22 protein-coding genes are annotated in these 24,628 nt (G+C 58.1%); 14 read left to right on the top strand and 8 right to left on the bottom strand.

The genetic code is table 11. From position 1 onward, the window contains the following. Positions 1–7 precede the first annotated feature (7 nt). The 10 genes from paaE to AC3WS9_RS11660 all read left to right on the top strand — a co-directional run bounded on the left by paaE (position 8) and on the right by AC3WS9_RS11660 (position 9,118). The gene (gene paaE, locus AC3WS9_RS11705; RefSeq protein WP_492488488.1) at positions 8–1,078 is read left to right on the top strand and encodes a 1,2-phenylacetyl-CoA epoxidase subunit PaaE; all 1,071 of its coding nucleotides are present in this window, start codon (positions 8–10) and stop codon (positions 1,076–1,078) included. Further along, positions 1,075–1,842, top strand: coding sequence for a 2,3-dehydroadipyl-CoA hydratase PaaF (paaF, locus tag AC3WS9_RS11700; RefSeq protein ID WP_492488486.1), 768 nt, complete (start codon positions 1,075–1,077; stop codon positions 1,840–1,842). Before paaE ends, paaF begins: the two co-directional genes overlap by 4 nt. Further along, positions 1,842–2,630 carry a 2-(1,2-epoxy-1,2-dihydrophenyl)acetyl-CoA isomerase PaaG gene (paaG, locus tag AC3WS9_RS11695; RefSeq protein WP_285154980.1) on the top strand — a complete coding sequence of 263 codons (789 nt, stop codon included), beginning with the start codon at positions 1,842–1,844 and terminating at the stop codon, positions 2,628–2,630. The genes paaF and paaG overlap by 1 nt, the downstream gene beginning before the upstream one ends. Position 2,631: 1 nt before the next feature. Continuing rightward, positions 2,632–4,059, top strand: a complete 1,428-nt coding sequence (gene paaH / locus AC3WS9_RS11690; RefSeq protein WP_492488484.1) for a 3-hydroxyacyl-CoA dehydrogenase PaaH — start codon at positions 2,632–2,634, stop codon at positions 4,057–4,059. Beyond that, entirely contained in the window at positions 4,049–4,471 is a 423-nt protein-coding gene (paaI, locus tag AC3WS9_RS11685; protein WP_282493147.1) for a hydroxyphenylacetyl-CoA thioesterase PaaI, read from the top strand. The genes paaH and paaI overlap by 11 nt, the downstream gene beginning before the upstream one ends. Further along, positions 4,471–5,676, top strand: a complete 1,206-nt coding sequence (gene pcaF, locus AC3WS9_RS11680) for a 3-oxoadipyl-CoA thiolase (protein ID WP_324724307.1) — start codon at positions 4,471–4,473, stop codon at positions 5,674–5,676. Before paaI ends, pcaF begins: the two co-directional genes overlap by 1 nt. A gap of 28 nt (positions 5,677–5,704) precedes the next feature. After that, positions 5,705–7,027 carry a phenylacetate--CoA ligase PaaK gene (gene paaK / locus AC3WS9_RS11675; protein ID WP_285144553.1) on the top strand — a complete coding sequence of 441 codons (1,323 nt, stop codon included), beginning with the start codon at positions 5,705–5,707 and terminating at the stop codon, positions 7,025–7,027. A gap of 158 nt (positions 7,028–7,185) precedes the next feature. Further along, the gene (gene paaX, locus AC3WS9_RS11670) at positions 7,186–8,121 is read left to right on the top strand and encodes a phenylacetic acid degradation operon negative regulatory protein PaaX (protein WP_282493144.1); all 936 of its coding nucleotides are present in this window, start codon (positions 7,186–7,188) and stop codon (positions 8,119–8,121) included. A 10-nt stretch (positions 8,122–8,131) separates the two neighbouring features. Beyond that, positions 8,132–8,734 carry a phenylacetic acid degradation protein PaaY gene (paaY, locus tag AC3WS9_RS11665; RefSeq protein WP_100780229.1) on the top strand — a complete coding sequence of 201 codons (603 nt, stop codon included), beginning with the start codon at positions 8,132–8,134 and terminating at the stop codon, positions 8,732–8,734. Between the two features lie 168 nt (positions 8,735–8,902). After that, the gene (locus tag AC3WS9_RS11660; RefSeq protein ID WP_095281955.1) at positions 8,903–9,118 is read left to right on the top strand and encodes a cold shock domain-containing protein; all 216 of its coding nucleotides are present in this window, start codon (positions 8,903–8,905) and stop codon (positions 9,116–9,118) included. 78 nt (positions 9,119–9,196) lie between these two features. Here AC3WS9_RS11660 and AC3WS9_RS11655 read toward each other — a convergent pair whose 3' ends face one another. Together AC3WS9_RS11655 and azoR are read right to left on the bottom strand one after the other, a co-directional pair. After that, positions 9,197–9,361 carry a YnfU family zinc-binding protein gene (locus AC3WS9_RS11655; RefSeq protein ID WP_282493143.1) on the bottom strand — a complete coding sequence of 55 codons (165 nt, stop codon included), beginning with the start codon at positions 9,359–9,361 and terminating at the stop codon, positions 9,197–9,199. A 228-nt stretch (positions 9,362–9,589) separates the two neighbouring features. Further along, the gene (azoR, locus tag AC3WS9_RS11650) at positions 9,590–10,195 is read right to left on the bottom strand and encodes an FMN-dependent NADH-azoreductase (RefSeq protein WP_095281956.1); all 606 of its coding nucleotides are present in this window, start codon (positions 10,193–10,195) and stop codon (positions 9,590–9,592) included. Positions 10,196–10,397: 202 nt separating this feature from the next. Here azoR and hrpA point away from each other — a divergent pair, with 202 nt between their 5' ends. After that, complete coding sequence (hrpA, locus tag AC3WS9_RS11645) at positions 10,398–14,300, top strand: ATP-dependent RNA helicase HrpA (protein ID WP_492488479.1); 3,903 nt, start codon at positions 10,398–10,400, stop codon at positions 14,298–14,300. A gap of 102 nt (positions 14,301–14,402) precedes the next feature. Here hrpA and AC3WS9_RS11640 read toward each other — a convergent pair whose 3' ends face one another. Both AC3WS9_RS11640 and AC3WS9_RS11635 read right to left on the bottom strand, forming a co-directional pair. After that, positions 14,403–14,759: a D-Ala-D-Ala carboxypeptidase family metallohydrolase gene (locus AC3WS9_RS11640; protein ID WP_492488477.1), complete on the bottom strand. Its 357-nt coding sequence runs from the start codon at positions 14,757–14,759 to the stop codon at positions 14,403–14,405. 111 nt (positions 14,760–14,870) lie between these two features. After that, complete coding sequence (locus tag AC3WS9_RS11635) at positions 14,871–15,530, bottom strand: O-methyltransferase (protein ID WP_492488475.1); 660 nt, start codon at positions 15,528–15,530, stop codon at positions 14,871–14,873. A gap of 232 nt (positions 15,531–15,762) precedes the next feature. Here AC3WS9_RS11635 and AC3WS9_RS11630 point away from each other — a divergent pair, with 232 nt between their 5' ends. Further along, positions 15,763–16,650 (top strand): HvnC protein, encoded by an 888-nt coding sequence (locus tag AC3WS9_RS11630; RefSeq protein ID WP_492488473.1) that lies wholly within the window; start codon positions 15,763–15,765, stop codon positions 16,648–16,650. Between the two features lie 54 nt (positions 16,651–16,704). Here the strand turns inward: AC3WS9_RS11630 and AC3WS9_RS11625 are convergent, their stop codons facing one another. From AC3WS9_RS11625 to AC3WS9_RS11615, 3 genes are read right to left on the bottom strand one after another with little or no spacing between them, the layout of a single operon-like run. After that, the gene (locus AC3WS9_RS11625; protein WP_492488471.1) at positions 16,705–18,081 is read right to left on the bottom strand and encodes an efflux transporter outer membrane subunit; all 1,377 of its coding nucleotides are present in this window, start codon (positions 18,079–18,081) and stop codon (positions 16,705–16,707) included. Next, entirely contained in the window at positions 18,078–19,160 is a 1,083-nt protein-coding gene (locus AC3WS9_RS11620) for an HlyD family secretion protein (protein ID WP_492488469.1), read from the bottom strand. The genes AC3WS9_RS11625 and AC3WS9_RS11620 overlap by 4 nt, the downstream gene beginning before the upstream one ends. A 45-nt stretch (positions 19,161–19,205) precedes the next feature. Next, positions 19,206–20,858, bottom strand: coding sequence for an MFS transporter (locus AC3WS9_RS11615; protein ID WP_390888245.1), 1,653 nt, complete (start codon positions 20,856–20,858; stop codon positions 19,206–19,208). A 212-nt stretch (positions 20,859–21,070) separates the two neighbouring features. On the opposite strand from AC3WS9_RS11615, the gene AC3WS9_RS11610 reads away from it, so the two are divergent. Both AC3WS9_RS11610 and aldA read left to right on the top strand, forming a co-directional pair. Beyond that, on the top strand, positions 21,071–21,865 hold the full coding sequence (locus AC3WS9_RS11610; RefSeq protein ID WP_492488467.1) for a YdcF family protein: 795 nt from the start codon (positions 21,071–21,073) through the stop codon (positions 21,863–21,865). A 197-nt stretch (positions 21,866–22,062) separates the two neighbouring features. Next, the gene (gene aldA, locus AC3WS9_RS11605) at positions 22,063–23,502 is read left to right on the top strand and encodes an aldehyde dehydrogenase (RefSeq protein WP_285157284.1); all 1,440 of its coding nucleotides are present in this window, start codon (positions 22,063–22,065) and stop codon (positions 23,500–23,502) included. Between the two features lie 38 nt (positions 23,503–23,540). On the opposite strand, the gene gap is transcribed toward aldA, so the two are convergent. Further along, positions 23,541–24,542, bottom strand: a complete 1,002-nt coding sequence (gap, locus tag AC3WS9_RS11600; protein ID WP_492488465.1) for a type I glyceraldehyde-3-phosphate dehydrogenase — start codon at positions 24,540–24,542, stop codon at positions 23,541–23,543. Between the last annotated feature and the right edge of the window lie 86 nt (positions 24,543–24,628).

Below are 24,628 nucleotides of genomic sequence, written 5' to 3'. Positions count from 1 at the left end.
GGTTGCCATGACAACGTTTCATTCCTTAACGGTGGCAAAAGTGGAACCCGAAACCCGCGATGCGGTGACCATCACTTTCGCGATCCCACAGACTTTGCAGGACGCTTACCGTTTCCGCCCTGGCCAGCATCTGACGCTCAAAGCGCGTCTGGCGGGGGAAGAGTTACGCCGCTGTTATTCCATTTGCCAAAGCCGGACGCCGGGCGAAATTAGCGTGGCGGTAAAAGCCATCGACGGCGGGCGTTTTTCTCGCTATGCCCGGGATGAGATCAAACAGGGCATGGCGCTGGAAGTGATGGTCCCGCAGGGCCACTTCGGCTATCAGCCACAGGCGGAACGCGCCGGGCGCTATCTGGCGATCGCCGCCGGGTCCGGGATTACGCCGATGCTGGCGATTGTCTCCAGTACGCTGTTGGTCGAGCCACAGAGCCACTTCACCCTGATCTACGGCAATCGCAGCAGCCAGAGCATGATGTTCCGCCAGGCGCTGGCGGATCTGAAAGATAAATACCCGCAGCGCCTGCAGCTGGTGAATATCTTCAGCCAGGAGACGCTTGACAGCGAGCTGCTGCACGGGCGTATCGACGGCGAAAAACTGCATCAGCTGGGGAAAACCCTGATTGATTTCAGCCTGTTCGACGAAGCCTTTATCTGCGGCCCGTCGGCGATGATGGACGACGCCGAACTGGCGCTAAAAGCGCTGGGAATGCCGGAGAAAACTATTCACCTGGAGCGCTTCAACACGCCGGGCAGCGCCGTGAAACGTGCCTCAACGGTGCAGGCGCAGGGGCAAAAAGTTACCGTGCGTCAGGACGGGCGCGACCGCGAAATCACGCTCACCGCCGACGACGAAAGCATTCTCGACGCGGCTCTGCGTCAGGGCGCGGACCTGCCGTACGCCTGTAAGGGCGGCGTGTGCGCCACCTGCAAATGCAAAGTGCTGCGCGGGAAAGTGGATATGGCGACCAACTACAGCCTCGAGCCGGACGAGCTGGCCGCGGGATACGTGTTGAGCTGTCAGGCGCTGCCATTGACCGCCGACGTAGTGGTCGATTTTGATGCGAAGGGGATGGTATGAGCGAGCTGATTGTCACCCGTCATGGCCGCGTGCTGCTCCTGACGCTCAATCGTCCGGCGGCGCGCAATGCCCTCAACAATGCGCTGCTCTCAGGCATCGCCGATGAACTGGAAAGCGCGGCGCAGGACGGCGAAATTTCCGCCTGCGTGATTTACGGCAATGAGCGCTGCTTTGCTGCCGGAGCCGATCTCAACGAGATGGCGGAGAAAGATCTGCCCGCCACCCTGAACGTCGTTCGCCCGCAGATTTGGGCGCGCATCAACAACTTCAACAAGCCGCTGATCGCCGCCGTGAACGGCTATGCGCTGGGCGCTGGCTGCGAGCTGGCGCTGCTGTGTGACGTGGTGATCGCAGGCGATAACGCCCGTTTCGGTCTGCCGGAAATTACGCTGGGCATCATGCCGGGCGCGGGCGGCACTCAGCGTCTGATCCGCTGTGTCGGGAAATCTCTCGCCAGCAAAATGGTGCTGACGGGGGAAAGCATTACCGCGCAGCAGGCGCAGGCGGCAGGGCTGGTGAGCGACGTATTCCCCTCGGCGCTGGTGCTGGAATATGCCCTGAAGCAGGCCGCGCTGATGGCGCGTCACTCGCCGCTGGCACTGCAGGCCGCGAAACAGGCGCTGCGCCAGTCGCAGGAAGTGCCGCTGCAGGCCGGCCTGGCGCAGGAGCGCCAGCTGTTTACGCTGCTCTCTGCCACGGAAGATCGCCGGGAAGGCATCGCCGCTTTCTTACAAAAACGCACCCCCGACTTTAAAGGACGCTAATTGTGGAATTTATTCTGAGTCATGTTGAGCAGGGCGTGATGACCATTACCCTGAACCGCCCGGAGCGTCTGAACAGCTTTAATGATGTGATGCACCAGCAGCTTGCCGAATGCCTGAAACAGGCCGAGCGGGACGACACCATCCGCTGTCTGCTGATCACCGGGGCCGGACGCGGGTTCTGCGCCGGGCAGGATCTGAACGACCGAAACGTTGACCCGAACGGCCCTGCGCCGGATCTGGGTTACTCCGTGGAAACCTTCTACAACCCGCTGGTGCGCCGTCTGGCGAAACTGCCGAAACCGGTGATTGCCGCCGTCAACGGCGTGGCCGCCGGAGCCGGCGCAACGCTGGCGCTGGGCTGCGATATGGTGATCGCCGCCCGTTCGGTGAACTTTATGATGGCCTTTAGCAAGCTGGGCCTGGTGCCTGACTGCGGCGGCACCTGGCTGCTGCCGCGCGTCGCCGGACGGGCGCGGGCGATGGGGCTGGCGCTGCTCGGCGACAAACTCAGCGCCGAACAGGCCCACGCCTGGGGGATGATCTGGCAGGTGGTCGACGACGAAGAGCTCTCTTCCACGGCGCAGAAACTGGCGATCCATTTTGCCTCTCAGCCGACCTTTGGTCTGGGTCTGATTAAGCAGGCGATGAACGCCGCTGAAACCAATACGCTGGACGAGCAGCTCGATCTCGAGCGCGATTACCAGCGCATGGCCGGGCGCAGCGACGACTACCGTGAGGGCGTGAGCGCGTTCCTCGCCAAACGCACGCCGAATTTCACGGGGAAATAAGATGACGATGAGAATTCACACCGTCGCCGTGATCGGCAGCGGCACCATGGGGGCCGGGATCGCCGAAGTGGCCGCCAGCAGCGGACATCAGGTGCTGGTGTACGACATCGCCGCTGACGTGGTGGCCCGCGCCATCGACGGGATACGTTCGCGGCTGGACTCCCGCGTGGCGCGCGGAAAACTGACCGCCGAGGCCTGCGAGAAAATCGTCGCGCGTCTGCTCCCGGTCAACGATATTCATGCCCTCGCTGCCGCCGATCTGGTGATTGAAGCGGCCTCCGAGCGCCTTGAAGTCAAAAAAGCGCTGTTCAAACAGCTGGGCGAGATCTGCCCGCCGCAAACTTTACTTACCAGCAACACCTCGTCGATTTCGATCACCGCGGTGGCGGCCGACGTGCGCCATCCGGAGCGCGTCGCGGGGCTGCATTTCTTCAATCCGGCGCCGGTGATGAAACTGGTTGAAGTGGTGAGCGGGCTGGCGACCTCCACGGAAGTGGCGGATCTGCTGTGCGAGCTGGCGGTGAACTGGGGCAAACAGCCCGTGCGCTGCCAGTCCACGCCGGGATTTATCGTCAACCGCGTGGCGCGTCCGTTCTACTCCGAAGCGTGGCGCGCGCTGGAAGAGAACGTAGCCCCGGCGCAGGACATCGACGCCGCCCTGCGCGAAGGGGGCGGTTTCCCTATGGGGCCGCTGGAACTGACGGATCTGATCGGTCAGGACGTCAATTTCGCTGTGACCTGTTCCGTCTTCAACGCCTTCTGGCAGGAGCGCCGTTTTCTGCCGTCGCTGGTCCAGCAGGAGTTGGTGCTCGGCGGCCGTTTCGGCAAAAAAACCGGGCAGGGGGTGTACGACTGGCACGGGGAACGTCCTGCCGCCCAGTGGCTTGCAGCCGTTGGCGCGACCTTTAGTCCGGTTATCGCGAATAAGAGAAGTGACGGTGTCACTGAATTAGATGATGTGCTGCTGGTAGAAACCACCGGTGAAACGGCGCAAAGCCTCGCTCTGCGCCATAACCGCCCGGTGGTGGTGGTCGACCGCATGGACGGCGAGGCGGTGGTGATCGCCGCCGCGGCCGGTAATCCGCACTCCGCCACCCAAAAAGCGATTTATCACCTGCAGCAGCAGGGAAAACGCGTCCTGCAGATCAGCGATTATCCCGGCCTGCTTCTCTGGCGGACCGTGGCGATGATCATCAACGAAGCGCTGGATGCCCTGCAAAAAGGGGTCGCCAGCGAACAGGATATCGACACCGCCATGCGCCTCGGTGTGAACTACCCGGTTGGGCCGATCGCCTGGGGTGAACGCCTCGGCTGGCAGCGCCTGCTGATCCTGCTGGAAAACCTGCAACGCCATTACGGCGAAGAACGTTATCGCCCCTGTTCCCTGCTGCGCCAGCGTGCGCTTCTGGAGAGTAGCTATGAGTCATAACGCCTGGCACAACGCCCGCACCATGTATGAAAACGACGCCTGCGCTCAGGCGCTGGGCATCGACATCGTCGAGATGGACGAAGGCTACGCGGTGGTGACGATGACCATCACCCCGCAGATGCTCAACGGCCATAAAACCTGCCACGGCGGACAGCTGTTTTCCCTGGCCGATACGGCGTTCGCCTACGCCTGCAACAGCCAGGGGCTGGCGGCGGTGGCCTCGGCCTGCACCATTGATTTTCTGCGTCCTGGCTTTGCCGGAGACAAGCTAACGGCCAGCGCCCGGGTGAAACACCAGGGCAAACTGACCGGCGTGTACGACATCGAAATTACTAACCAACAACAAAAAACAGTCGCCTTGTTCCGCGGTAAATCGCACCGCATTGGCGGCAGTGTGACAGGAGAAGCCTGATGCGTGATGCATTTATCTGTGATGGTGTTCGTACCCCGGTGGGACGTTATGGCGGCGCATTGTCGGGCGTGCGCGCCGACGATCTGGCAGCCGTCCCGCTGCGCGCGCTGCTGGCGCGCTATCCGCAACTGGATGCAGAGCGTATTGACGATGTGATCTTCGGCTGTGCCAACCAGGCCGGGGAAGATAACCGCAACGTGGCGCGCATGGCGGCGCTACTGGCCGGGTTCCCGCAGACGGTGTCCGGCACGACGATCAACCGTTTGTGCGGATCTGGACTTGATGCCGTCGGTTTTGCCGCTCGGGCGATTAAAGCGGGCGATGCGGATCTGCTGATCGCCGGTGGCGTGGAGTCCATGTCCCGCGCGCCGTTCGTGATGGGCAAAGCGACCACGCCGTTCCAGCGTCAGGCGGAGATGTTTGATACCACCATCGGCTGGCGTTTTGTGAATCCGCTCATGCATCAGCAATACGGAACTGACAGCATGCCCGAAACGGCAGAGAATGTAGCTGAATTGTTAAATATCAGCCGTGCCGATCAGGATGCCTTCGCGCTGCGCAGCCAGCAGCGGACGGCGATAGCCCAGCAGAACGGGGTCCTGGCGCAGGAGATCGTGCCGGTGAGCGTGGTGGGCAAGAAGGGCGCCATCACGGAAGTGCTGATTGACGAACATCCGCGCGCCGACACCACCCTTGAACAGCTCTCCGCCCTGAAAACGCCGTTCCGTAAAAACGGCGTGGTGACGGCGGGCAACGCCTCTGGCGTCAACGACGGCGCGGCGGCGCTGATTATCGCCAGCCGTGAGATGGCCGAACAGCAGGGATTAACCCCGCGGGCGCGCATCGTGGCGATGGCAAGCGCGGGCGTCGAGCCACGACTGATGGGTTTGGGCCCGGTTCCGGCAACACGCAAAGTGCTGGAGCGCGCGGGTCTGAGCATCAACGATATGGACGTGATTGAGCTGAATGAAGCTTTCGCGTCACAGGCACTGGGCGTGCTGCGCCAGCTCGGGTTAGCGGATGACGCCGCGCATGTGAACCCGAACGGCGGCGCGATCGCCCTGGGCCATCCGCTGGGGATGAGCGGGGCACGACTGGTGCTGGCGGCCAGCAATGAATTGCATCGACGCAACGGGCGCTACGCGCTTTGTACGATGTGCATCGGTGTGGGCCAGGGCATTGCCCTGATCCTGGAGCGTGTTTGAGCAAAACTACCTGCGAGTACCCTACAAAATGACAACGACAACAACAACACAACTTGATGCGATTGAAACTGCCTCCGTGGACGAATTACAGGCGCTGCAAACCGAACGCCTGAAGTGGACACTGAAGCATGCTTACAACAATGTGCCGATGTATAAGCGTAAGTTCGACGCGGCGGGCGTACATCCTGACGATTTTAAAGAGCTGTCCGATCTCAACAAATTCCCCTGCACGACCAAGCAAGATCTGCGGGATAACTACCCATTTGACACCTTCGCGGTGCCGATGGAGCAGGTGGTGCGCATTCATGCGTCCTCCGGAACCACCGGTAAACCGACGGTAGTCGGCTACACGCAAAACGATATCGACAACTGGGCCAACATCGTGGCCCGTTCCCTGCGCGCAGCCGGTGGTACGCGCAAGGATAAAATTCACGTCGCTTATGGCTACGGACTCTTTACCGGCGGGCTGGGCGCGCACTACGGTGCCGAGCGTTTGGGGGCGACGGTGATCCCGATGTCCGGCGGACAGACCGAGAAACAGGCGCAGCTGATCCGCGATTTCCAGCCCGATATGATTATGGTGACGCCGTCCTACTGCCTGAACCTGATTGAAGAGCTGGAGCGCCAGATGGGCGGCGACGCCAGCCAGTGCTCCCTGCGCGTCGGCGTGTTTGGCGCGGAACCCTGGACTCTGGCGATGCGCCACGAAATCGAGCGTCGCCTCGGGATCACCGCCCTGGATATTTACGGTCTGTCAGAGGTGATGGGACCGGGCGTGGCGATGGAGTGCATCGAAACCGCCGACGGCCCGACCATCTGGGAAGACCATTTCTACCCGGAGATCGTCAACCCGAACGACGGCACACCGCTGGCCGACGGCCAGCAGGGCGAACTGCTTTTCACCACACTCACCAAAGAGGCGCTGCCGGTGATCCGCTATCGCACCCGCGACCTGACGCGTCTCCTGCCGGGTACGGCGCGCACCATGCGCCGTATGGACAGGATAAGCGGGCGCAGCGATGACATGCTGATCATTCGCGGCGTGAACGTCTTCCCGTCACAGCTGGAAGAGGAAATCGTCAAATTTGAGCATCTGTCGCCGCACTACCAGCTGGAGGTGAACCGTCGCGGACATCTTGATTCACTTTCGGTGAAAGTGGAGCTGAAAGAGAGCAGCCTGGTGCTCAGCCACGAGCAGCGCTGCCAGGTGTGTCATCAGCTGCGCCATCGGATTAAGTCGATGGTCGGGATCTCGACCGACGTGACGATCGTCAACTGCGGCAGCATTCCGCGCTCCGAAGGCAAGGCGTGCCGGGTGTTTGATTTGAGGAAGGTGGCGGCGAACGGGTAGGTGGGGTGCGATTTGCTCCCCTCACCCTAACCCTCTCCCACAGGGAGAGGGGATTGTCCGGTTTTCTCCCTCTCCCCTGGGGAGAGGGCCGGGGTGAGGGGTAATGGGCGCGCAAAAATTCTATGCTATGATTCATCCAGGACAAAAACCACAACAGAATGAATCAGATGAGTAAACTCGATACTTTTATTCAGCACGCCGTTAGCTCTGTGCCGATCAGCGGAACCTCGCTGATTTCATCCCTGTATGGCGACTCGCTCTCCCATCGCGGCGGTGAAATCTGGCTCGGGAGCCTGGCGGCACTGCTCGAAGGGATGGGATTTGGCGAGCGTTTTGTGCGTACCGCGCTGTTTCGCCTCAACAAAGAGGGCTGGCTGGATGTCTCCCGCATCGGCAGGCGCAGCTTCTACCGCCTGAGCGACAAAGGTTTGCGTCTGACCCGTCGCGCAGAGAACAAAATTTACCGCGCAGAGTTACCGGCGTGGGACGGAAAATGGCTGTTATTGCTCTCGGAAGGGCTGGATAAAACCACGCTCGCTGATGTGAAAAAGCAGCTGATCTGGCAGGGGTTCGGGACGCTTGCTTCCAGCCTGATGGCCTCGCCGTCGCAGAAAATGGCCGATGTGCAGTCCCTGCTGCATGAGGCAGGCGTGGCGGAGAACGTGATCTGCTTCGAAGCCCACTCCCCGCTGGCGCTGTCGCGCGCGGCGCTACGCTCCCGCGTGGAGGAGTGCTGGCAGCTGACCGAGCAGAACGTGATGTATGAAACCTTTATCGACTCGTTCCGGCCCTTGCTGCCGCTGCTGAAAGAGGCGGGCGCGGATGAACTCACGCCAGAGCGCTGTTTCCAGATCCAGCTGTTGCTGATCCATTTTTATCGCCGCGTGGTGCTGAAAGATCCGCTGTTGCCCGAGGAGCTCCTCCCCGCGCACTGGGCCGGACAAACCGCTCGCCAGCTGTGCATCAATATCTATCAGCGCGTGGCACCGGGCGCCCTGGCGTTTGTCAGCGAAAAAGGCGAAACCTCGGTCGGCGAACTGCCGGTGCCGGGCACGCTCTATTTCCAGCGCTTCGGCGGCCTGAATATCGCATAACGGAGGAAGTATGCCTGTATATCAAATAGATGGACTGACCCCAGTCGTGCCCGATGAGAGCTATGTTCATCCTACGGCTGTGCTGATTGGCGATGTCATTTTAGGAAAAGGCGTGTACGTCGGGCCGAACGCCAGCCTGCGCGGCGACTTTGGCCGAATCGTGGTGAAAGACGGGGCGAACATTCAGGATAACTGCGTGATGCACGGCTTTCCTGAGCAGGATACGGTGGTGGAAGAGCACGGCCATATCGGGCACAGCGCCATTTTGCACGGCTGCGTGATCCGTAAAAACGCGCTGGTCGGGATGAATGCGGTGGTGATGGACGGGGCGGTGATCGGCGAGAACAGCATCGTCGGCGCGGCGGCGTTTGTGAAAGCCAAAGCAGAAATGCCAGCGAATTATCTGATTATCGGCAGTCCGGCAAAAGCCATTCGTCAGTTGAGCGATCAGGAGCTCGAGTGGAAAAAGCAGGGGACGCGTGAATACCAGGTGCTCGTCGAGCGGTGCAAAATGACCCTGCATCAGGTCGAGCCGCTGCGGGAAGTGGAGCCGGGCAGAACGCGTCTGGTGTTTGACGAGAATTTGCGGCCCAAATCGTCGCAGACCAAATAAATTTGTATATTTGCGTCAGTGCAGAATTATTTCGTCAATTAATTCAGCCACTGTTGACATGTGCGGTAAAAATAAACATTGCTAAATATGGGGGGCCGTGCATTAATGCCCAGCGTTTACAATGTAAAAAATTTTGCCAGCCGAAAGGCCAGAAAAAAGGAGCCTTATATGTCTGCAAAAATTATTGGTTTAGTGAAGTGGTTTAACGAAGATAAAGGCTTTGGCTTTATTTCTCCGGTAGATGGCAGCAAAGATGTTTTTGTGCATTTCTCTGCATTGCAGGGCGATAATTTCAAAACCTTGTTTGAAGGCCAGAAAGTGGAATTCGTGATTGAAGCGGGCGCAAAAGGCCCGGCTGCTGCCAACGTGATTCTGCGCGACTAACCTGCTTTGATCTCTGCGAGTCTGCAACCACGATGAGGGCGTAAGCCTGAGTAGTCAGAATCGCAGAGGATCAACAAATCAGACTTTTTGGTTGGATTTGAACATCGTGCTGCAGTAAGGGCAAACCAGCAGTGACCCTTTTTGAACGCGCGTATAGCTGTGTTCAGAGTCTTTAGAGCAGTTTGGGCAAGGGCATTTAATCAGAAAGTTACGGCGGGCTTTTCCATCTTTGCGATCGGACATAGGCATTTCCTGTGTAATTGGCCTGCTACCATACACGTATCACCCTCAAATAGCTCGTATTCATTTCTGCTTTAAAAAATTATCGCCTCTTCGCCCTAAAATCCTGTCGAAAATATTTCAGAATGATTCCGTATTATTATTTGCGCGAAAAGGATAACGACGAGGAAAATAGCGTGCGGATATTGAGAAGGAAAGTCCCTCCCACCGGGCGGTGAGAGGGGGAAATTCTTATGCAGCGACCAGACTGTCGATAGCGGATTTCGCATCGGTCTGTGCTTTGGTTGCCACTTCCGGACCGTAAGCGATGCCTTCAGCGAAGACAAAGTTCACGTCGGTAATACCGATGAAGCCCAGGAACAGGGTCAGGTACGGTGCTACCAGGTCAGTTGGGGTATCTTTGTGAATACCGCCACGGCTGGACAGCACGATAGCGCGTTTGCCTTTCACCAGACCTTCCGGACCGTTTTCGGTGTAACGGAAAGTGACGCCAGCGCGAGCCACCAGGTCAAAGTAGTTTTTCAGCTGCGTTGGGATGTTGAAGTTGTACATCGGGGCGTTGATCACGATCACGTCGTGCGCCTGCAGCTCAGCAATCAGCTCATCAGACAGCGCCAGCGCTTCCTGCTGACGTGGAGTCAGTGGGGCATCACTTGGACGCAGCGCGCCAACCAGCTCACCGTCCAGTACCGGAATCGGGTTTGCAGCCAGATCGCGAACGGTGATTTCGTCAGCGCTGTGCTGTTCACGCCACTGTTCAACGAAGTAATCAGACAGCTGACCGGACTGAGAGTACCCTGCCAGAATACTGGATTTGAGAACTAATACTTTGCTCATGGGTGATTCCTTTAATTGGTTTGGATAGGGGTGTTCCCCGTTGCTTGCTGACACTTTATTCACAATCCTGTCGCAGAGATAGCGCAATATATCGAAGCCTATGTTCGATTTTTTTGAATAAGGCAGTCAAAGCGGTGGTGTGGTACTCTATACCCATCATTCAAGTGAGATTTAGCCTGGCAGAGCACTGCCCCCTAACACTATGACAGAACAACAAAAATTAACCTTCCCGATGCTGATGCAACAGCTCGATACGCTGATGCTGCGCGACAAGCAGCGCTTCGCACGTCGCCTGCACGGGATTAAAAAGGTTAAAAATCCTGATGCACAACAGGCCATCTACCAGGAGATGGCGAAAGAGATTGAACAGTCAGCCGGGAAAGTCGTGCTGCGCGAAGCGGCACGCCCTAAGATTGAATACCCGCAAAACCTGCCCGTCAGCCAGAAGAAACAGGAAATCCTCGAAGCCGTGCGCGATCACCAGGTGGTGATTGTCGCCGGGGAAACGGGTTCCGGTAAAACCACGCAGCTGCCAAAAATCTGTATGGAGCTGGGGCGCGGAATCAAGGGCCTGATCGGTCACACCCAGCCCCGTCGTCTGGCGGCGCGTACCGTGGCGAACCGTATTGCTGAAGAGCTGCAAACGGAGCCGGGCGGTTGCATCGGCTATAAGGTACGCTTCAGCGATCACGTCAGCGACAACACCATGGTCAAACTGATGACCGACGGTATTCTGCTGGCTGAAATCCAGCAGGACCGCCTGCTGATGCAGTACGACACCATCATCATCGATGAAGCCCACGAGCGCAGTCTGAATATCGATTTCCTGCTCGGGTATCTGCGCGAACTGCTGCCGCGTCGTCCGGATCTGAAAATCATCATTACCTCCGCGACTATCGATCCGGAGCGCTTCTCGCGCCACTTTAACAACGCGCCGATCATTGAAGTCTCTGGCCGCACTTACCCGGTGGAAGTGCGCTATCGCCCGATTGTAGAAGAGGCAGACGATGTCGATCGCGACCAGCTGCAGGCGATTTTTGACGCCGTGGATGAGCTGGGCCGTGAAAGCCCCGGCGACATCCTCATTTTTATGAGCGGTGAGCGCGAAATCCGTGACACCGCCGATGCCCTGAGCAAGCGCGACCTGCGCCACACGGAGATCCTGCCGCTCTACGCGCGCTTATCCAACAGCGAGCAGAACCGCGTGTTCCAGGCCCACAGCGGCCGCCGCATCGTGCTGGCGACCAACGTCGCTGAAACCTCGCTGACGGTGCCGGGCATCAAGTATGTGATCGACCCCGGCACGGCGCGTATCAGCCGTTACAGCTACCGCACCAAAGTCCAGCGTCTGCCGATCGAGCCGGTTTCACAGGCCTCGGCGAATCAGCGTAAAGGCCGCTGCGGTCGTGTCTCGGAAGGTATTTGTATTCGTCTCTATTCCGAAGACGATTTCCTGTCGCGCCCGGAATTTACCGACCCGGAAATTCTGCGTACCAACCTCGCGTCCGTCATTCTGCAGATGACCGCGCTCGGTCTGGGCGATATCGCCGCGTTCCCGTTTGTCGAAGCGCCGGATAAACGCAATATTCAGGACGGCGTGCGTCTGCTGGAAGAATTGGGCGCGATCACCACCGATGAACAGGCTACAGCCTACAAACTGACGCCGATGGGGCGTCAGCTAAGCCAGCTGCCGGTGGACCCGCGTCTGGCGCGCATGGTGATTGAGGCGCAAAAACACGGCTGCGTGCGTGAGGCGATGATCATCACCTCGGCGCTTTCCATTCAGGACCCGCGCGAGCGGCCGATGGACAAAAAGCAGGCGTCCGACGAGAAACATCAGCGTTTTCACGATAAAGAGTCCGATTTCCTCGCCTTTGTGAATCTGTGGAACTACCTCGGCGAGCAGCAAAAAGCGCTGTCGTCGAATCAGTTTCGCCGCCAGTGTAAGGTCGAATATCTCAACTATCTGCGCGTGCGAGAGTGGCAGGATATCTACACCCAGCTGCGCCAGGTGGTGAAAGAGTTGGGCATTCCGGTCAACAGCGAACCGGCAGAGTACCGCGAAATTCACATGGCGCTCCTGACCGGGCTGCTTTCCCATATCGGCATGAAAGACGCCGATAAGCAGGAATATACCGGCGCACGTAACGCTCGTTTCTCCATCTTCCCGGGTTCTGGCTTATTCAAGAAACCGCCGAAATGGACCATCGTGGCGGAGCTGGTGGAAACCAGCCGTCTGTGGGGCCGCATCGCGGCGCGTATCGATCCCGAGTGGGTCGAACCGGTGGCGCAACACCTGCTGAAACGCTCGTACAGTGAACCGCACTGGGAGCGCGCGCAGGGCGCGGTGATGGCGACAGAAAAAGTGACCGTCTACGGCCTGCCGGTCGTGGCGGCGCGTAAGGTGAATTACAGCCCGATCGATCCGACGCTCTCCCGCGAGCTGTTTATCCGCCACGCGCTGGTGGAGGGCGACTGGCAGACGCGTCACGCCTTCTTCCGCGAAAACCTGAAGCTGCGCGCCGAAGTCGAAGAGCTGGAGCACAAATCCCGTCGTCGCGACATCCTCGTGGACGACGAAGCGCTGTTTGAGTTTTACGACCAGCGCATCAGCCACTACGTGGTTTCTGCGCGCCACTTCGACAGCTGGTGGAAAAAGGCCAGTAAAGCGTCGCCGGACCTGCTCAACTTTGAAAAGAGCATGTTGATCAAAGAGGGCGCGGAGCAGGTCAGCAAGCTGGACTACCCGAACTTCTGGCATCAGGGCAACCTCAAGCTGCGTCTGACCTATCAGTTTGAGCCGGGCGCGGACGCCGACGGCGTGACGGTTCACATTCCGCTGCCGCTGCTCAATCAGGTGGATGAGAGTGGTTTTGAGTGGCAAATTCCTGGCCTGCGCCGCGAACTGATCATTGCGCTGATCAAATCCCTGCCGAAACCGGTGCGGCGTAACTTTGTTCCGGCCCCGAACTACGCTGAAGCTTTCTTAGGCCGCGTCACGCCGCTGGAGCTGCCGCTACTCGATGCGCTGGAAAAAGAGTTGCGGCGCATGTCTGGCGTGACCATTGACCGCGAGTCCTGGCACTGGGATCAGGTGCCCGATCACCTGAAAATCACCTTCCGGGTGGTGGATGATAAAAACAAAAAGCTCAACGAAGGCCGCTCGCTGAGCGAACTTAAGGATGCGCTGAAAGGCAAAGTGCAGGAGACGCTCTCGGCGGTAGCGGACGACGGTATCGAGCAGAGCGGATTGCATATCTGGAGCTTCGGTAATCTGCCGGATCACTACGAGCAAAAGCGCGGCAACTATCGCGTCAAAGCCTGGCCTGCGCTGGTGGATGAGCGCGACAGCGTGGCGATCAAATTGTTTGATAATCCGCAGGAACAACAGCAGGCAATGTGGCGCGGTCTGCGTCGCTTGCTGCTGCTGAACATCCCGTCGCCGATCAAATATCTGCATGAAAAGCTGCCGAACAAAGCCAAGCTCGGGCTGTACTTTAACCCGTACGGCAAGGTGCTGGATCTTATCGACGACTGCATTTCGTGCGGGGTCGACAAGCTGATTGACGAAGCCGGTGGACCGGTGTGGACGGAAGAGGGCTTTGCGGCTCTGCACGACAAAGTGCGCGCCGGGCTGAACGAGACGGTGGTGACCATCGCGAAGCAGGTCGAACAGATCCTGACGGCGGTGTTCAATATCAACAAACGCCTGAAAGGGCGCGTGGATATGACCATGGCGCTGGCCCTGTCGGACGTGAAAGCGCAGATGGGCGGGCTGGTGTATCGCGGGTTTGTCACCGGCAACGGCTTCAAACGTCTGGGCGATACCTTGCGCTATTTGAATGCGATTGAAAAACGCCTTGAGAAACTGGCCGTCGATCCGCACCGCGATCGCGCGCAAATGCTGAAAGTGGAGAGCGTCCAGCAGGCGTGGCAGCAGTGGTTAAACAAACTGCCCCCCGCGCGCCGCGACGACGAGGATGTACAGGAGATCCGCTGGATGATCGAAGAGCTGCGCGTCAGCTTCTTCGCGCAGCAGCTGGGAACGCCGTATCCGATCTCCGATAAGCGTATTTTGCAGGCGATGGAGCAAATTACGGCTTAAACCCTGCCCGGTGGCGCTGCGCTTACCGGGCCTACAGCACCAAAACGTAGGCCGGGTAAGGCGTAGCCGCCACCCGGTTTTTTTTTCGGGCAGAATTGTTGCTTATCCTTTCCAGCGAGCCCGCTGACCGCGCACGTCGACGTGGGTAAACGTCTTATAACTTCCCAGCCCCAGCGTCTCCGGATAATGCTCATCAAACCAGCGATGTACCGCTGACGGCGTACTTCCCGCAATCACGATATCCGCCGCGGTTCCCAGCAAATGCTGGCTGTCTGGCACTCCGCCGACAGCTACATTATGCGCGGGACAGCGGCAGCCGCAGTTAATGGTGACAGGCGCATCGAACGCACAGCGTGCGCTTTCCAGCACCGCGATAAGCTCCTGCGAAATACTCATAAAACCGCACCCACACCGGCACGCAAATTCACTGCTGCTGAAATGTTCAGAAAGATTTCCCATCTGTGTTCCCCGTCTGCGACCTCAATTTCGGACAGAGTACGCGGTGAAAGGGTGCAGAAGGGGGCAATAGGCAGGCGCGGGAGAGCATTAAATGATGAGCCCGGCGTTTCTTCAACGATTGACGATAGCTAACGTAAACCCATCCCAACCCTTGATACCTACGGTTTGCAGCGCCGTGGCCGTGAGACGGGGATTATCCCCGATCATTTCGATAAAACGTCGCACGCCCTGGACGCGGTCATCATCACTTTGTCCATTGATAACTTCACCATCACGCACCACGTTGTCGCCAATAATCACGGTCCCCGAACGGGAGTAGCGCAGCGCCCACTCCAGATAGCCCGGATTGTTGGGCTTATCGGCATCGATAAAGATCAGATCAAAGGGAGGTATGTCACCAAAAGCCTCAAGTGACTGTAATCCTGGGCCTTCAATCAGCTCGATCCGATCCTGTAACCCGGCGAGGTGAATATTGTGTCGGGCGATGTCACCGTGAACGGGATCGGATTCGAGGGTGATGATTTTGCCGCCAGGCGGTAAAGCTCGCGCCATCCAGAGAGTGCTGTAAGCCCCCAGCGTGCCGATTTCCAGCACGCGCTTTGCCTGCGTCATCTGTACGAATAATGCCAGTAACTGTCCCTGATTTGCCGCGACGTCATGCTCGGGCAATCCGGCTCGTTTGTTATTTTCCAGAACTTTTTGCAGCACCGCGTCCTGAGGGATAAGTGAAGAAATCATGTAATTGTCTACCGCAGACCATTTTTGTTGCATAGATTGACCTCATAGTTGATTTCCTGACAAATGCCCGGTGACGCAGCGCTTACCGGGCCTACAAATCTATCGTATTTCTTAATATCACATCAAGATTACACGATCCTGACGAATGGTTCTTGAAGGCAGCAAAAGGAGTGCGCAAAAATAACGCCAGTCTAAGCTGTAAATAGCGCAGTGCACTTTGTTGTTAAAACATAGATTAAAAACTCCAGCTTATAAGGAGTTATTCATGTTAAGAGAAATATTAAGACTCGTCCCTTTGGTTTATCTATTATGCTTCGGTGCTTATGGTCAACAACAAAATGTTGGTAACGAGGCTCAGGATGCTTTAAATCAAAGTTATGCAAATATCAGCACGGACTGTGGAGCATCGTCACGACCGGCGTTTCTGTGCTCTGGTGTGCTCATTCGTGGTACTAATGCGTATTCTTCCAGTTTCCATTCCTGGGACCCAAGCCCTTCTTCACAAACCAGCGGTGGTGTATCTTTCTCGTATCTGAGAAAGGATTCTAAATTCAATAAACTGGCCTACGGGTATAACAACGGGTTTATTTTTTATCCCTATTTTAATGCTCCAGAGGGTAAAGATACCAATATCGATATTATGTGCTCCTTCCCCATCGATGCAGCATCAGAGAATCGCGGTGACAAAGGGTGCGGCAGTTCTGCGGCTTACCCTCAAGCTAGCGTCAATTGTCAGGCGCAAGGAATATATACGGCTGCACAATGGTATCAGCATTATCAACAGGGAAATAATGACCATCAATATCAATGCAGCTTTGAAACGAGTGATAACAGCGTTTATAACACTGCGGATGGTTTTTATCAGACTCTTTTAAGTATGGCGTTAATTGGAGCGCCGTCATTTAATGAGCAGAATGAGCTCCGTCTAGCAACCTGGGCGCAGGGAATGCAGAATACGCTACCAATGGAGGCCTTTTTCTACATTAGCGGCACCAGCGGATTAAGCAGCGCGCAAAGTAACCAGCAGGATTTTTATAATAATACGACGGGGCATATTCTTATCCCGGTAATTGAAATGAAAATGCCGGCCTCGCAGAGTGAAGATGTTCAGTTCATTTATAATGAGAGCGATCAGACTATCAAACATCATTAAGGTTTTGGACGAATAAACCTCAGGCGCAGCCACTAAAGACTGCGCCTTTTGCCTTTAATGTGACCATCCCCCGCCCAGCGCCTTATACAGATCAATCTGCGCCAGCAGCAGATTATTTTTCACCTGCACCACGCTGGTTTGCACTGAGAACAGCGTGCGCTGTGCGTCGAGGACGTCCAGATAGGACGAGTACCCGTTGCGATAGCGGTTTTGCGCGATGCGCAGGGTCTCCTGCGCCACGTCCTGCTGCGCCAGCAACTCGGTCAGCTGTTCCTGATAGCGTGTGATGGCATCCAGGCTGTCGTTCACTTCCCGGAAAGCGTTGCGCACGGTTTTTTCGTAGGCGTACAGCGCCTGATTGCGCTGGGACTGGGAAATATCCACCTGCGCGTTGAGCGCCTTGCGGTTCAGCAGCGGTGCCAGGATGCTCCCGCCGAGACTCCAGAGCTGCAGCGGATTATCCAGCAAGCCCGGCAAAGTGCGATCCTGTATCGATCCCGTGGCGGTGAGGTTGATCGACGGCAACAGGCTGGCGCGAGAGGCGGCGAGCGTGGCGTCGGCTGCAATCAGCTGGCGTTCCGCCTGCACGATATCCGGGCGGCGATTGAGCAGCGACGAGGGCAGTTGGGACGGGAGTTTCAGCGGCGTCAGCGAACTGAAACTGTCGCTACGCGCCACCTCGCCGGGATTGTCTCCCAGCAGCTGACTGAGGGCATTTTCCTGCACGGCGATCTGGTGCTGAAGCAGTGGGATCTGCGCGCGCGTGGATCGCAGTTCGGAGTCGGACTGCATCAGCTCCAGCCGTGAGCTATAGCCCGTTTCAAACTGGCGTTTAGCCAGAGCCAGCGCATCTTCCCGCGATTTGACCGTCGACTGCGTCACGCGCAGCTGTTCATCGAGTGAAAGCAGGGTGACATAGCCCGACGCCACCGACGACGCGACCGTGAGATCCGCGGCGGCTGCTGCTGCTTTTTGTGCTTCCAGCGTGGCTTCGGCGGCATTCGCGGTACTGCGGTTAACGCCCCAGATATCCACGTCGTAGCTGGCGGTGAGACTGCCTTTGTACAAGGTGCTGTAAATCGGCAGCCCGGTGGCGGCGGACTGTGCGCGCGCCCGGGTGCCGCTCACACCTGCATCGAGCGACGGAAACAGGCTGCTGTCGGCGGCGTAAACGCGCGCCTGATATTCGTTGATCCGCTCGCGGGCGATCAGCACGTCACTGTTATTTTTCAGCGCCCGATCGACGTAGCGGTTGAGGTGGTTATCGTGAAAATTTCGCCACCACAGCTGTTCTGCCGGACTGGCGGGGCCGGTCGCCGCGCGCCACTGGGCCGGGATTTGCAGCGAGTTTTTCGCCGGGGCGACATCTGCCGACTGACACCCGGCCAGCCACAGGGCGACGAGGGCGCAGGCCACGGGACGAAGGGTCATTCTTTCGCCTCCCGCGTGTCAATATTCACCTGCACGGACATCCCAGGGCGCAGCAGGGCGGTCTCTTCCGGTTTGCCGAGTACCTCAATACGCACCGGAATTCGCTGGGCGATTTTGACAAAGTTGCCGGTGGCGTTATCCGGCGTGATGGCGCTGAACTCCACGCCGGTCGCCGGAGAGATACTCTGCACGCGCCCCTGATACTTTTTGTTGTTTAATGCATCGACGGTAAAGGTGACGGGTTGCCCGACGCGCAGATCCGCCAGCTGCGTTTCTTTGATGTTGGCGATGACCCAGTGCTGCGGCGGAACCAGCGTCGTGAGATGCGTTCCAGCGGTGACGTACGCGCCGAGACGCACGGCAATCTGCCCGAGCTGACCGTCGCGCGGGGCGATAATCCGCGTGTTCTGCAGATCGATCTGCGCCAGCTCCAGCGCGGCTTTCGCATTCTCGACGTCCGCTTCCAGCGAGCCGCGATTGACGATCACGGTTTGCAAATCCTGACGCGACATTTCCAGCGTGGCTTTAGCCTGGTCGATATCGGCGCTGCCCTGAGCGGCGCTGGCGAGAGCCGCGTCGCGCTCGCGAATAGACAGCGAGCCGTCGGCGGTGAGATCTTTCACGCGCTTTAAATCTGCCTGCGTTTTCAGGCTCTGGGCGCGGGCGTTTTTCAGCGCCGCGTCGTTGCGGGCAATCACTGCTTCAGCGCTTTTCCGCTGCTGGAGATTATTTTCCAGCGCCGCCTGTTTCATTGCCAACTGGGCCTCGGCCTGATGCACGCGCTGGCGGTAGATGCGGTCGTCAATTTGCAGCAGCAGGTCGCCTTTTTTGACCTGCTCGAAATCCTGCACTTTCACTTCGGTGATGTAGCCGTTGACCTGCGGACTGATAAAGGTGGTCTGCCCGCGCACGTAGGCGTTATCGGTAAACTGGGTGTGACGCGTGAACGGCGGCAACTGCCAGGCGTACAGGATCACCAGTACCCCGACGATGCCGATGGCCGCCGCGGTAAAAATAGAAACAATGCGCAAGTTATTGCGGGTGTTGGCCTGCTCTTTGGCGGCATCCTGCTGACTCATAACGTCTCCCGGGGTAAAGCTATGTTCATTATTGATTTTCTTCTGTTATTTGGTGCCCGTGGCGCGTTTTAGCGCCATCCGGGCGGTGATTCTCAGACGCAGCAAGCGCCACAAAATCCAGACCAGCGTGGCGGTGGCAATCCCCGCCGTCAGCATATAGGTATCGTTATAGGCCAGAATATTGGCCTCCAGCGTGGTGACGGTTTGCAGCTGCAGCACGGCCTGGGTGCCAAGCAGGGCGCTGTCGCCAATCAAATTCTGGTACATCTGGCTGTACATTTGTAGCCGCTCGTTGACCAGCGGGTTCAGCGTGGTGAGCTGATCGGCTAATAAACTGGAGTGATATTTCTCGCGCCAGGTCTGAAAGGTGCCGAGGATCGCGGAACCGAGCAGGCCGCCAACGTTCTGGCTCATGCCAAACAGCACCGAGAAGCTGACCAGGTTGCGGGGATCGGCAATCACGCCGCCAATCCCCGCCAGCATCGCCGGGGCGAGGAAAAACGCGCTGCCAAAGCCGAGTAAGAACTGGCTGAGCATCAGCTGATCCGGGCGGGTTAAGCTGGTGGACTGGCTGTCGAGCAGGGAGGCGACAATCATCAGCAGCAGGGAGGTGACGATCGGCCAGGCCAGTTTGGTCGGCTTAATGGTCAGGCAGCTGGCGACAATCCCGCAGGCGATCCCGGCGAAGATCGACCAGGCCAGGTGGGTCATTTGTTCGTTCTGCAACCCGACATACTGCAGCCAGCCGATCACCCCGGTGTTTTGCTCCGCCAGCACGATGCGGATCAGCAGCATAATCAGCCCCAGGCGCAGAATGCTGCCGCTGGAGAGCCAGCGGGTATTGAGCAGCGGGTTGCTGCGGTTATGTTCAAAGACGATGGCGGAGAGGATCAGCACCAGCGAGGCCGCCAGCGCCCAGCCGATCCACGGCGCTTCAAACCACCAGTCGAGACGCCCGAGGGACAGCACCGCGCAGAGCAGCGCCATGCCCGGTGCCAGCAGGAAGAAGGTGATGAAATCTTTCTTCTCAAAGACTTTTTTCCGATCGCCGGGCGGGAGTTTCAGGGCGATCACGCACCCGAGCGAAATCAGCGCCAGACCGAGCTCGAAGAAATAGAGCCCGCGCCATTCGTCGAGCTGCAACAGTTCGGTGGAGAACAGGCGGGCGATGGGGATCGCGAGCGAGGAGCCGGTGATCCCGATGGTCAGCGCTTTAAGACGGTGTTTCGCCGGCCAGGCCTGAATCTGATAGTAAATGCCCAGCGAGCTCAGGGCGGCGGCGACCATCCCGTGGGCGGCGCGGACCATCAGCGCGGAACTCAAATCATTGACGAACAGGTGGAAAAAGGTCACCAGCACATAGAGCACCAGAAAGCCTTCCGTAAAGGCGCGCAGCCCGAACTGCTGGCGAAATTTTACCAGCAGCAGGTTGATCGAGACGTTGGTCATCACGTAGACGGCGGGAAGCCAGGCGATCTCCGTCGACCAGACGGCAAAGGTGCCCTGCAGATTTTGCAGGTTGGCGGCAACCATCGCGTTGCCGAGCGCCCCCGTCAGGCAGACCAGCAAACCCACCACGCCATAGGCCACGCGTTTTGGCGTGCTGTGAAGGGGCGTCGAAGGCGAACCGAGCAGGGCGGGTTTCTCATGTGGCTGCCACTCGCGAGGAGCATAAGGATCGCGTTGAGGCAGGCGCATAACGTCAGTTACCTTTGGAAAAATTGAATAGTTAGTGGGCTAACGATTCTACCTGTGGCAGAAATCATAATTCAAGTGAATATGAAATAGTGCATTAAATCAAATATGATTGCCGCCATCTGCAGTAACGGGCGGGCGGCTTTCGGAGAGATCCTCTGTTTCGTCACGACATACGCGTTACTCTGAACATAACCTGATGTAAGGAGGTCACGATGACGCTTAACCTTTTTCCCTGCCTGCCCGAGGCAACCCTCGCGGCGGTCAATACGACCGGTGAGTGGCTGGCGCAGGACGATTATCGTCACGGCCAGCCGTTTGATGCTGTGATACTTGCCGGGAACGCGGTCATCCCGGCCATCGACGCCGCCTGCCGGGTCGCGTCTGAGCAGGCGATTCCGCTGATCATTAGCGGGGGTATCGGCCACTCAACGACTTTTCTGTATGCGGCGACGGCCCGTCACCCGCGCTATAACACCGTTCCGACCACCGGACGCGCAGAGGCGGCGATTCTGGCCGATATCGCGCGCCAGTTCTGGCACATTCCCGATGAACGCATTTTGATTGAAGACCAGTCCACCAACTGCGGAGAAAACGCGCGCTTTAGCTGGAACATGCTCAAACATCATGCGCCAGTCCCGGAACGCATTCTGGTGGTACAAGACCCGACGATGCAGCGGCGTACGATGGCGACCTTTGCGCGGGTGTGTCGTGATGAGTGCGTGCCGCCACACTTGACCAGCCATCCGGGCATTATTCCGCGTCTGCAAAACAGCGACGACGGTCTGGTGTTCAGCGGTGGCGGCGAGGGGCTGTGGCCGGTGGAGCGTTATCTGTCGCTGGTGCTCGGCGAACTCCCGCGCCTGCGGGATGATGCCAACGGTTACGGCCCGGCGGGGCGCGACTTTATCGCTCACGTGGATATTCCGCCTCACGTCGAAGCCGCCTGGCAGATTTTACGCCATGACACCACGCTCACCGAGGCGCTGGTCAGCCGCTCCCTTCTGTAACCCTTGCCCGTTTGCGCAGCCTGCGTCGCAAACGGGCATTTTATGTTGCTCACCTGTAATCGAAATGTTTTGCTGACGCGATTCTTTTTTGAGATGTCTCACAAAAACAGCGCGATACCCTGGGTCTCCTGAATCCTCACTGTAATTTTTAACAATAATTTCACGTGTTAAAAACAGTGCAATCACAGGAGCAGGTCATGACAGTACCCGTACAACATCCTATGTATATCGATGGACAGTTTGTTGCCTGGCAAGGTGACGCCTGGATTGATGTCACCAATCCGGCCACCGAAGAGGTCATTTCCCGTATTCCCGATGGGCGTGCCGAAGACGCCCGCAAAGCGATAGAGGCCGCCGACCGCGCGCAGCCGGGCTGGGAAGCGCTTCCGGCGATTGAGCGTGCGAACTGGCTGCGCAAAATCTCCGCCGGGATTCGTGAGCGCGTGAGTGAAATCAGCGCCCTGATTGTCGCCGAGGGCGGCAAAATTCAACAGCTGGCTGAAGTGGAAGTCAATTTCACCGCCGATTACATCGACTACATGGCCGAGTGGGCGCGTCGTTACGAAGGCGAGATTATCCAGAGCGATCGTCCGGGCGAAAACATTCTGGTCTTTAAACGCGCCCTCGGCGTGACGACCGGCATTCTGCCGTGGAACTTCCCGTTCTTCCTGATTGCCCGCAAGCTGGCGCCTGCGCTGCTGACGGGCAACACCATCGTTATCAAACCAAGCGAATTCACGCCGAACAATGCCATCGCGTTTGCCAAAATCGTCGACGAGATCGGTCTGCCGAAAGGGGTCTTTAACCTGGTGCTGGGCCGCGGCGAAACCGTCGGCCAGGAGCTGGCGGGCAACCCGAAAGTAGCGATGGTCAGCATGACCGGCAGCGTCACCGCCGGTGAGAAGATCATGACCGCCGCGGCGAAAAACATCACCAAAGTGTGCCTGGAACTGGGCGGCAAAGCGCCTGCGATCGTGATGGACGATGCGGATCTGGAGCTGGCGGTGAAAGCGATTGTCGACTCGCGCGTTATTAACACCGGTCAGGTGTGTAACTGCGCCGAGCGCGTGTATGTCCAGAAAGGCATTTATGACCGCTTTGTGAACCGTCTGGGTGAGGCGATGAAAGCGGTGCAGTTTGGCAATCCGGCGGAGCGCACGGATATCGCGATGGGCCCGCTGATTAACGCCGCGGCGCTGGAGCGCGTCGAGCAGAAAGTGGCGCGCGCGGTGCAGGAGGGGGCGCGAGTGGCGCTCGGCGGCAAGGCGGTGGAAGGCAAAGGCTACTACTATCCGCCGACCCTGCTGCTGGATGTGCGCCAGGAGATGAGCATCATGCACGAAGAGACCTTCGGCCCGGTGCTGCCGGTGGTGGCGTTTGATTCTCTCGAAGACGCGCTGGCGATGGCCAACGACAGCGAGTACGGCCTGACCTCTTCGGTGTATACCCAGGATCTGAACGTAGCGATGAAAGCCATCAAAGGGCTGAAATTCGGCGAGACCTACATCAACCGCGAAAACTTCGAGGCGATGCAGGGCTTCCACGCGGGCTGGCGCAAGTCGGGTATCGGCGGGGCGGACGGGAAACACGGTCTGCATGAATATCTGCAAACTCAGGTGGTTTATCTCCAGTCGTAATATTGTGATTAGCGGGCAGCGAGGCTGCCCGCAATCAATTAAAGTGCGGCGAATTTATCGAGCGTGCGCACCAGTTGGGTGACAAAACCGTACTCGTTGTCATACCAGGCTACGGTTTTCACCAGCTGTACGTCTCCCGCCTCGGACACTTCCGTCTGCGTGGCGTCAAAGATTGAGCCAAAGTGCGAGCCGATCACATCTGAGGAGACGATCTCCTCGTCCGTATAGCCAAAGGATTCATTGCCCTCGGTCGCTTTTTTCAGCGCGGCGTGGATCTCATCGACGGTCACCTTTTTCTCCAGAATCGACACCAGCTCCGTCACCGATCCGGTTTTCACCGGCACGCGCTGGGCGTGACCTTTCAGCTTGCCACTCAGCGCCGGAATGACCAGCCCAATCGCTTTCGCCGCCCCGGTGGTATGCGGAATGATATTCTCCGCCGCCGCACGCGAAGCGCGCAGATCTTTCCCGCGCGGGCCATCGACCAGCGCCTGGGTGCCGGTGTAGGCATGGATGGTGGTCATGGTGCCGACCTTAATGCCGAAGGCGTCATGCAGCACTTTCGCCAGTGGGGCCAGGCAGTTGGTGGTGCAGGACGCCACCGAAATAATGGTGTCGCTGGCGTCAATGGTGTCGTCGTTGACGTTAAAGACGATGGTTTTCATATCGCCAGCGGGCGCGGAGATCAGCACTTTTTTCGCCCCGGCGTCAAGGTGGGCTTTCGATTTCTCCTCCGAGGTATAGAAACCGGTGCATTCCACCACCAGATCCACGCCCGCTGAGGTCCATGGAATGTGTTTGGCCTCTTTTTCGGCGTACACGGAGATCGATTTGCCATCGACAATCAGCGAGTCTTCGGTGAAATCGACGCTCCACGGGAAAGGACCGTAGTTCGAGTCGTGTTTCAGCAGATAGGCCAGCACTTTGGGGGAGGTGAGATCGTTAATCGCCACGACGGTGTTGCTGTCCTGAGTTTCAAGCAGACGGCGCAGGACGAGACGCCCGATGCGGCCAAAACCATTAATGCCAATTTTACTCATGGTTGACTCCTGTATGAACTGAACGATGCGACAGTTTGAAAACTCCTCCAGGCTTAGACCATGACGGCGGGTGAGGCAATTGAAGA

The organism is Lelliottia sp. EB106-05-01-XG201 (assembly GCF_058791735.1).
Note: the sequence above shows the minus strand (reverse complement) of the source record. Positions and strands in the feature narration are given on the sequence as shown.

Coding starts and splice junctions, on each gene's coding strand:
- paaE (WP_492488488.1), top strand. CDS start 8: ATGACAACGTTTCATTCCTTAACGGTGGCAAAAGTGGAACCCGAAACC.
- paaF (WP_492488486.1), top strand. CDS start 1,075: ATGAGCGAGCTGATTGTCACCCGTCATGGCCGCGTGCTGCTCCTGACG.
- paaH (WP_492488484.1), top strand. CDS start 2,632: ATGACGATGAGAATTCACACCGTCGCCGTGATCGGCAGCGGCACCATG.
- paaI (WP_282493147.1), top strand. CDS start 4,049: ATGAGTCATAACGCCTGGCACAACGCCCGCACCATGTATGAAAACGAC.
- pcaF (WP_324724307.1), top strand. CDS start 4,471: ATGCGTGATGCATTTATCTGTGATGGTGTTCGTACCCCGGTGGGACGT.
- paaK (WP_285144553.1), top strand. CDS start 5,705: ATGACAACGACAACAACAACACAACTTGATGCGATTGAAACTGCCTCC.
- paaX (WP_282493144.1), top strand. CDS start 7,186: ATGAATCAGATGAGTAAACTCGATACTTTTATTCAGCACGCCGTTAGC.
- paaY (WP_100780229.1), top strand. CDS start 8,132: ATGCCTGTATATCAAATAGATGGACTGACCCCAGTCGTGCCCGATGAG.
- AC3WS9_RS11660 (WP_095281955.1), top strand. CDS start 8,903: ATGTCTGCAAAAATTATTGGTTTAGTGAAGTGGTTTAACGAAGATAAA.
- AC3WS9_RS11655 (WP_282493143.1), bottom strand. CDS start 9,361: ATGTCCGATCGCAAAGATGGAAAAGCCCGCCGTAACTTTCTGATTAAA.
- azoR (WP_095281956.1), bottom strand. CDS start 10,195: ATGAGCAAAGTATTAGTTCTCAAATCCAGTATTCTGGCAGGGTACTCT.
- hrpA (WP_492488479.1), top strand. CDS start 10,398: ATGACAGAACAACAAAAATTAACCTTCCCGATGCTGATGCAACAGCTC.
- AC3WS9_RS11640 (WP_492488477.1), bottom strand. CDS start 14,759: ATGGGAAATCTTTCTGAACATTTCAGCAGCAGTGAATTTGCGTGCCGG.
- AC3WS9_RS11635 (WP_492488475.1), bottom strand. CDS start 15,530: ATGCAACAAAAATGGTCTGCGGTAGACAATTACATGATTTCTTCACTT.
- AC3WS9_RS11630 (WP_492488473.1), top strand. CDS start 15,763: ATGTTAAGAGAAATATTAAGACTCGTCCCTTTGGTTTATCTATTATGC.
- AC3WS9_RS11625 (WP_492488471.1), bottom strand. CDS start 18,081: ATGACCCTTCGTCCCGTGGCCTGCGCCCTCGTCGCCCTGTGGCTGGCC.
- AC3WS9_RS11620 (WP_492488469.1), bottom strand. CDS start 19,160: ATGAGTCAGCAGGATGCCGCCAAAGAGCAGGCCAACACCCGCAATAAC.
- AC3WS9_RS11615 (WP_390888245.1), bottom strand. CDS start 20,858: ATGCGCCTGCCTCAACGCGATCCTTATGCTCCTCGCGAGTGGCAGCCA.
- AC3WS9_RS11610 (WP_492488467.1), top strand. CDS start 21,071: ATGACGCTTAACCTTTTTCCCTGCCTGCCCGAGGCAACCCTCGCGGCG.
- aldA (WP_285157284.1), top strand. CDS start 22,063: ATGACAGTACCCGTACAACATCCTATGTATATCGATGGACAGTTTGTT.
- gap (WP_492488465.1), bottom strand. CDS start 24,542: ATGAGTAAAATTGGCATTAATGGTTTTGGCCGCATCGGGCGTCTCGTC.